The 5,921-nt window shown below is 68.1% G+C and carries 9 protein-coding genes and 1 pseudogene; 6 read left to right on the top strand and 4 right to left on the bottom strand.

The window, feature by feature from the left end:
- A partial coding sequence (locus VFS34_08390) for an FG-GAP-like repeat-containing protein (protein HET9794467.1) occupies window positions 1–1,503 on the bottom strand: 1,503 nt, incomplete at its 3' end.
- Window positions 1,504–1,622: 119 nt separating this feature from the next.
- On the bottom strand, window positions 1,623–2,069 hold the full coding sequence (locus VFS34_08385) for a DUF6496 domain-containing protein (protein HET9794466.1): 447 nt from the start codon (window positions 2,067–2,069) through the stop codon (window positions 1,623–1,625).
- 91 nt (window positions 2,070–2,160) lie between these two features.
- On the opposite strand from VFS34_08385, the gene VFS34_08380 reads away from it, so the two are divergent.
- The 3 genes from VFS34_08380 to VFS34_08370 all read left to right on the top strand — a co-directional run bounded on the left by VFS34_08380 (window position 2,161) and on the right by VFS34_08370 (window position 3,640).
- Window positions 2,161–2,763 (top strand): YdeI/OmpD-associated family protein, encoded by a 603-nt coding sequence (locus VFS34_08380; protein HET9794465.1) that lies wholly within the window; start codon window positions 2,161–2,163, stop codon window positions 2,761–2,763.
- 72 nt (window positions 2,764–2,835) lie between these two features.
- Window positions 2,836–3,042: a hypothetical protein gene (locus VFS34_08375; GenBank protein HET9794464.1), complete on the top strand. Its 207-nt coding sequence runs from the start codon at window positions 2,836–2,838 to the stop codon at window positions 3,040–3,042.
- 79 nt (window positions 3,043–3,121) lie between these two features.
- On the top strand, window positions 3,122–3,640 hold the full coding sequence (locus tag VFS34_08370) for a DUF4136 domain-containing protein (GenBank protein ID HET9794463.1): 519 nt from the start codon (window positions 3,122–3,124) through the stop codon (window positions 3,638–3,640).
- Between the two features lie 15 nt (window positions 3,641–3,655).
- Here VFS34_08370 and VFS34_08365 read toward each other — a convergent pair whose 3' ends face one another.
- Both VFS34_08365 and VFS34_08360 read right to left on the bottom strand, forming a co-directional pair.
- Window positions 3,656–3,811, bottom strand: coding sequence for a hypothetical protein (locus VFS34_08365; GenBank protein ID HET9794462.1), 156 nt, complete (start codon window positions 3,809–3,811; stop codon window positions 3,656–3,658).
- A 5-nt stretch (window positions 3,812–3,816) separates the two neighbouring features.
- A pseudogene (locus tag VFS34_08360) lies at window positions 3,817–4,038 on the bottom strand (plasmid stabilization protein).
- A 67-nt stretch (window positions 4,039–4,105) separates the two neighbouring features.
- On the opposite strand from VFS34_08360, the gene VFS34_08355 reads away from it, so the two are divergent.
- From VFS34_08355 to VFS34_08345, 3 genes are read left to right on the top strand one after another with little or no spacing between them, the layout of a single operon-like run.
- Window positions 4,106–4,561, top strand: a complete 456-nt coding sequence (locus VFS34_08355) for a hypothetical protein (GenBank protein HET9794461.1) — start codon at window positions 4,106–4,108, stop codon at window positions 4,559–4,561.
- A gap of 41 nt (window positions 4,562–4,602) precedes the next feature.
- Window positions 4,603–5,097, top strand: a complete 495-nt coding sequence (locus VFS34_08350; protein ID HET9794460.1) for a GNAT family N-acetyltransferase — start codon at window positions 4,603–4,605, stop codon at window positions 5,095–5,097.
- Window positions 5,098–5,155: 58 nt separating this feature from the next.
- Window positions 5,156–5,866, top strand: coding sequence for a metal-dependent hydrolase (locus VFS34_08345; protein ID HET9794459.1), 711 nt, complete (start codon window positions 5,156–5,158; stop codon window positions 5,864–5,866).
- Window positions 5,867–5,921: the final 55 nt, after the last annotated feature.

Here is a 5,921-nt window from a genome sequence, read left to right as displayed (position 1 = left end):
CATGTGGTCCGGAGCGAGATTGCAGAGGTCGTACGGGATCGGATCGGCGAACCCCTGGACGGTCGCGTTGACGGTGTAGCAGCCGATCGTGCCGTTGGCGGTCGCGGTGTCGGTCGCGACTCCCGTCGGGTCCGTGAAGGTGATGCCGGGGTTCACGTTCGCGCCGGCACCGAACCCGCCGGGCGGGGAGAACGTGACCTGGAGGTTCTTCACCCCGACGTTGTTCGCATCGAGCACCTTCAGGGAGAGCGTCTGGGGGAAGGCGGTGTTGATCGTCGTGCTCTGGTTGTTCCCCCCGGTGACCTGGACGTGGGTCGCCGGGCCGCTGGTCGAGAGGTAGACCGCGATCGTGTTGGGGTCGGGACCCTGCATCACGAGGTCGGGTCGCGTGTCCTCGTTCAGATCGGCCGACGCGAGCGGGTTGATGTTGAAGGAGCTCCCGACCGACTCGGCGTACGTGAAGACGTGATTCGAGCCCTGGAGCCAGACAGCGCCCGCGACGACGATGTCCGGCCGGCCGTCCTTGTCGACGTCGATCAGGAGCATGTGGTACGGGTCGCTGAAGTCGGCCGAGAGGTCGGAGATCTTGATCGGCGCCTGCAGCGTCCCGTTGCCGTTCCCCCTGCACCAGAAGAGCGCGTCCGAGCTGGCCGCCACGAAATCGATCTTGCCGTCTCCGTCCATGTCGCGGGCCTCGGCGGTCCGCGCGGCGAGCAACCCGCTGTTCAGCAGATCTCGCGCGACCGCCGGGTCGTCGAATTTTCCGTTCGAATGGCCCTTCATGAACTTGATCGATGTCGAATCGTCGAACATGACGTCCGGCTGCCCGTCTCCGTCGAAGTCGTCGAGCGCGAACATGGTGCTGCCGATCGTGAACTCGGCGTCCAGGTCGTAGTCGTCCGGAGGCCCGAATTGGCCGCCGCCGGTTCCGAGGAGCACGACGAGGTGGAGCTCGCCGTTCTCGAAGAAACCGCCGGGATCGTCCTTGACGGCGACGATGTCGAGCCGGCCGTCGTGGTTCAGGTCCTTGAGGAAGATCTTCGTGACGCCGTCGATCCATGCGGGCGCGAGCCCCGCCGGCCGCTGGGGGGACGCCGCCGCGAAGTTGCCGTTGCCGTCGCCGAGCAGGATCGAGAGCCCCCCGACGTCGCCGACGACGAGGTCGAGCTTGCCGTCGCCGTTCACGTCCCCGGCGGCGATCGCCTTCGGCGTGTCGAGATTGAAGATGCCGTAGGTGTGGGTGAGCGAGAGGGTGCCGATCGGGTTGGCCGTATAGATCAGGAGCAGGCTGTTGCCGTAGTTGACGACCGCCAGATCCGGATACGGATCGACGTTGCTGTTGAAGGATCCGGAGACGCCGGCATCGGGCATCGGCGGATTCTGGGGAAGGCTCCCGAGGTACGCCGGCTGGACGCCCGGGGGAGCGAAGAGACCCGCGGAAAGCGGGGCGGCGGCGGCGATCAGCAGAGAGTAGACGAGGCTTCGCGAGAGTCCCTTCCTCATGTTGCTCCTCCAGATGCGTTCAGGGTTCCCGATTTGGCGGGAAACTAGCACAGAGGTGGAAATCCGGCAAGAACCCCCAGGAGGTCGAACTTTCCCGTTTTCGCGACGCCGAGGCGCGGCTATTTTCGCTTGCGGGTCGCCGCGGCTTTCTTCGCGGTGCGCGAACGCGACGCGGCGGAACGGCCCCGCGCCGCACTCTTCGCCTGCCGGGAGAGCGCCTTCTTCGACGCCGCTCCTCGCCCCTCGCGGCGCAATGCGCGGGAGACGGCCCGGGAGCGGCGGACCGACGCCTTGCGGGAGGGCGATTTCCCCTTCCGCTCGTCGCGGGCGGCCCGGCGGCGGGTCCGCTCCGAGGCCTTTCCCTTCTTCGGCGGGGGGAGATCGACTCCGGAACGCCGGGCCTTCGAGAGCCCGATCGCGATCGCCTGCTTCGTCGACCGCGCGCCGTGCCGGCCCTCGCGGACGTGCTCCATTTCCTCGCGCACGAATTCCCCCGCCTGCGTGCTCGGCGCCTTTCCTTCTCTCTCGTCCCGTCGCGCCCTTTCGAGCGTCTTCTTCTCGGGCATCGCTCCTCCTTTCGCGGCTCTCTGCAAGCAAGACGAGTGCCCCGGGACGTCGATTCCGCCGCGCTAGAATCGCGAGGCGAAAGGAAGCGCCATGGCATCGAAGGACCCCCGCGTGGACGCCTACATCGCTCGATCGGCGGAATTCGCCCGTCCGATCCTGGTCCGCCTTCGCTCTCTCGTCCATCGCGCCTGCCCGGCCGCCGAAGAGACGATCAAGTGGGGAATGCCGTTCTTCCTCTCCGACGGCGCGATCCTCTGTCACATGGCCGCCTTCAAGGGCCACTGCGCGTTCGGGCTCTGGAAAGCCGCGCGCGTGCTCGGCGGACGCTCGAAAGGGCAGGAAGCCATGGGGCAGTTCGGCCGCATCGGGTCGCTCGCCGATCTTCCGTCCGACGACGAGATCGTCGTGCTGCTCCGGAAGGCGGCGGCCGTCGATCGGAAGACGATATCCGCCGCCGCGCGCCCGGCGCGCCGGAAGGAGGCGCCGGCGATGCCGGCGGACTTCCGCAGCGCGCTGAAGAAGAACGCGCGGGCGCGCGCCTCGTTCGAAGCGTTCAGTCCTGCGAAGAGGCGGGATTACATCGAGTGGCTGAACGAAGCGAAGAGGGACGAGACGCGGCGCCGCCGACTCGAGACGGCGATCGGCTGGATCGAGCAGGGCAAGTCACGGAACTGGAAATACGAGACCGGCTGATGGCCCCGAGCGACGGGGTCGCCCGGCTCGCCGGGCGGAGAGACCGCCCCCATGGGAGTAAGCTGAGGGGCCGTGCCTTCCCCGTCCCAGCTCTTCATCGGTCTCGTCGCGGGCGCGATCGGGGTCGGATATTTCGTCTACGGGAAACGCGAGGGCCGCTTCGCGGCGATGCTTTCCGGCATCGCGCTCTGCATCTATCCGTACCTGGTGACCGGCACGCTCTGGCTGTGTCTGATCGGCGGCGCGCTCCTCGCGGCGCCCTTTCTGCTCGATTTCTGAGGACCGCGGGAAGACCGCGGTAACCTTCCCGGCGGATTCTGCGTATTTCTCTCGTCCGGACGACGGAAGGAGGCCCTCCATGAAGTTCCGACCCCTCGCGGTACTCCTCGGCGCGGTCGTCATCGCTCTGGGCGGCTGCGCATCGGTGACGACTTCAGCCGACTACGACCGATCGACCGATTTTTCGCGATACCGGACGTACGGCTGGATTCCGGGCGAGGAGCCGATCGGCAACGCCATCGTCGAGAAACGTCTCACGTCGGCGATCGACGCGCAGCTCGCCGCCAAGGGGCTGGCGAAGAGCGACCATCCCGATCTTCTCGTGTCGATGCACGCGCGCCTGACCAAGCAGGTGGAGTACGAGACGACCGGCTACGGGTACGGTCCCGGACGCTGGCAGACGGGCGTCCAGACGGCTCGCGAAGAAATTCCGATCGGAACGCTCGTCGTCGATCTGGTCGACGCCGGACGGAACGAGCTCGTCTGGCGCGGCACGGCCCGCCGGGTGCTCGATCTCATGGCGTCGCCCGAAGAAAAGGAACAGGTGACGCGGGACACGGTCGCCCGGATGTTCGCCGCCTATCCGCCGTCGCGCTAGCGCGCTTCCGAAGGACTACTTCTTCTTCGCGCGGGCGCGGCTCGCCCCTTTCTTTCCGAGGGCGGTCCGCGTCTTCGCGGGAAGATGCGCGATCGTCTTCTTGCGCCGGGCCGCTGCCGCCGCCTTCCTGACGTTCCGGCGCGCGGCGCTCTTCTGGCGCTCCGTCGTCATCGGCGCCCGCCCTCGCGTCCACCCTTGCGCATCGGCTCGTGATTCTCGGGCTTTCCGTAGCCGCCGCCCCCCGGCTTCTCGCCCCCGCCGTGAACCGCGTTGACGGTGGCCCAGGCCCGATGCTCGGCTTCCTTTTCCGGAACGCCGCGCGACTCGTACCCTTCCTCGATGTGCTCGGCCTGCCGCTTTTCCTTCTCCGTGTAAACGCTCTTGTCTCCCCGGGGCATGGTGAACCTCCTTTCCCCGGCCGAGGACGCAATCACGGTGCCAGCGGCCCGTATAATCGGGCCGCTCTTGAGCGATCCGGAAGTCCAGAAGATCCTCGACGAGGAGCACCTGCGGCTCCTCCGCGTCGGCTATCTCCTCTCGGGTGCGATGAGCGCCATCTTCGCGGCGCTTCCGCTCTTCTACGTCGCGGTCGGCCTCGCATTCGTTCGCGGGATGTCCCGCCCTTTTCCCGCGGGCGCCGATCTCGACCCGCGCCTGTTCGGGTGGATCTTCGTCGCCGTCGGACTTTCCCTGTTCGTTTTCCTCGCCGGGAACGCGGTCCTGAAGCTCTCCGCCGCACGGGCGATCGGGCAGCGGCGGATGCACACGTTCTGCCTCGTCGCCGCCGCGCTCACGACGCTCGGCATTCCCTGGGGGACGGTGCTCGGCGTCCTCTCGTTCGTCGTCCTGGAGCGGCCGTCCGTGAAAGCGCTCTTCGCACCTCCGGGGGGAACGCCGGGCGTGCCGGCCCCGGGACCGTGAGCTCGGCGAGCGCTCCACGGCGCTCGCCGTAGAATTCGCGCATGGAACCCGCCGGCCGGTCCGGCCCCGACTCCGGTCCGGTCACGGTGCGCCGCGCGCGTCGCGGCGACCGCGACTTCGTGTTGACGACGGCGCGCCGCCTCGCGGATTTCGACCTTCCGGCGTGGCGCGGCGCCGCCGAGATCGTCGGCGGAGAGGTGCGCACGCTGGAGAGCTTTTTCCGGCAGCCGCCGCCCGGGTCGGAGCTGCTCGTCGCGGAGGCGGCCGGGGAGTCGGCGGGATTCGCGCTCCTCGAAACGGGGCGGGACTATTTCGACCGGCGCGAGCACGCCCATCTGGGAATCCTGGCGGTCGCGGGAGGGTCCGAAGGCCTCGGCGTCGGGAGGGCTCTCGTCGCGGCGGCCGAGGAGTGGGCCCGGCGGCGGGGGCACCTCCGCCTGACGTTGAACGTCTTCGAACGCAACGCCCGGGCGAGGAGGCTCTACGAGCGGCTCGGGTTCGCGCCCGAGACTCTCCGCTACACGAAGAAGGTGTGACGCGGCCGCGGGGGAGCGGCCCGAACCAGACGCCGCGCCGAGCGGCAAGGAGGCCTCGATGACCCATTTCGCGGGAAAGCTGACGTGGCTCGGGCACGCGATGTTCTCGATCGAGTCGAAATCGGGACAGCGGCTCGTGATCGATCCGTTCATCGAGCCGAATCCGAAGTTCCCGAAGGGCTTCGACCTGTCGCGCGTGGACGTGATCGCGGCGACCCACGGGCACTTCGATCACTTCGGCGGGAGCGGCCTCGATCTCGCGCGGCGCACCGGCGCGACCGTCTGCGCCGTGTTCGAGCTCGCGCTCTGGCTCGGGGAGAAGGGGTACGAGAAGGTTTCGGGGATGAACAAGGGAGGCAGCCAGACGATCGGCGACTTCACGATCCACATGACGCAGGCGGTGCATTCCTCGGGAACGTCGCGCGGCGACCAGAACCCGCCGTCGGATCCGTGCGGATACGTCGTCGAGGTCGACGGATTCCGCATCTACCACGCCGGCGACACAGCGGTCTTTTCCGACATGGCGCTCATCGCCGAGATGCTCAGTCCGGACGTCGCGCTCCTCCCGATCGGGGACTTCTACACGATGGGCCCCGCGAGCGCGGCGAAAGCCTGCGAGCTGCTCCGCGTCGCGGCGGCGATCCCGATGCATTACGGCACCTTCCCGGCGTTGACCGGAACGGCGGAAGCGTTCCGCGCCGAGGTCGAGGAACGCCGGCTGGCGACGAAGATCTTCGTGCTCGAGCCCGGAACGGCATGGCGCGACTGAATTCTTAAGAACGCCGGCCGGTGTCCGCGTTCGCCTTACACTCCCCGCCGGAGGA

Source organism: Thermoanaerobaculia bacterium, from assembly GCA_035717485.1.
Lineage (GTDB): Bacteria > Acidobacteriota > Thermoanaerobaculia > UBA5066 > DATFVB01 > DATFVB01.
Note: the sequence above shows the minus strand (reverse complement) of the source record. Positions and strands in the feature narration are given on the sequence as shown.

Excerpts from the sequence above, each read along its gene's own strand:
- VFS34_08380 (HET9794465.1), top strand. The coding sequence starts at position 2,161 with ATGGCATCGAAGGACCCCCGCGTGGACGCCTACATCGCTCGATCGGCG.
- VFS34_08350 (HET9794460.1), top strand. The coding sequence starts at position 4,603 with ATGGAACCCGCCGGCCGGTCCGGCCCCGACTCCGGTCCGGTCACGGTG.
- VFS34_08365 (HET9794462.1), bottom strand. The coding sequence starts at position 3,811 with ATGACGACGGAGCGCCAGAAGAGCGCCGCGCGCCGGAACGTCAGGAAG.
- VFS34_08345 (HET9794459.1), top strand. The coding sequence starts at position 5,156 with ATGACCCATTTCGCGGGAAAGCTGACGTGGCTCGGGCACGCGATGTTC.
- VFS34_08385 (HET9794466.1), bottom strand. The coding sequence starts at position 2,069 with ATGCCCGAGAAGAAGACGCTCGAAAGGGCGCGACGGGACGAGAGAGAA.
- VFS34_08370 (HET9794463.1), top strand. The coding sequence starts at position 3,122 with ATGAAGTTCCGACCCCTCGCGGTACTCCTCGGCGCGGTCGTCATCGCT.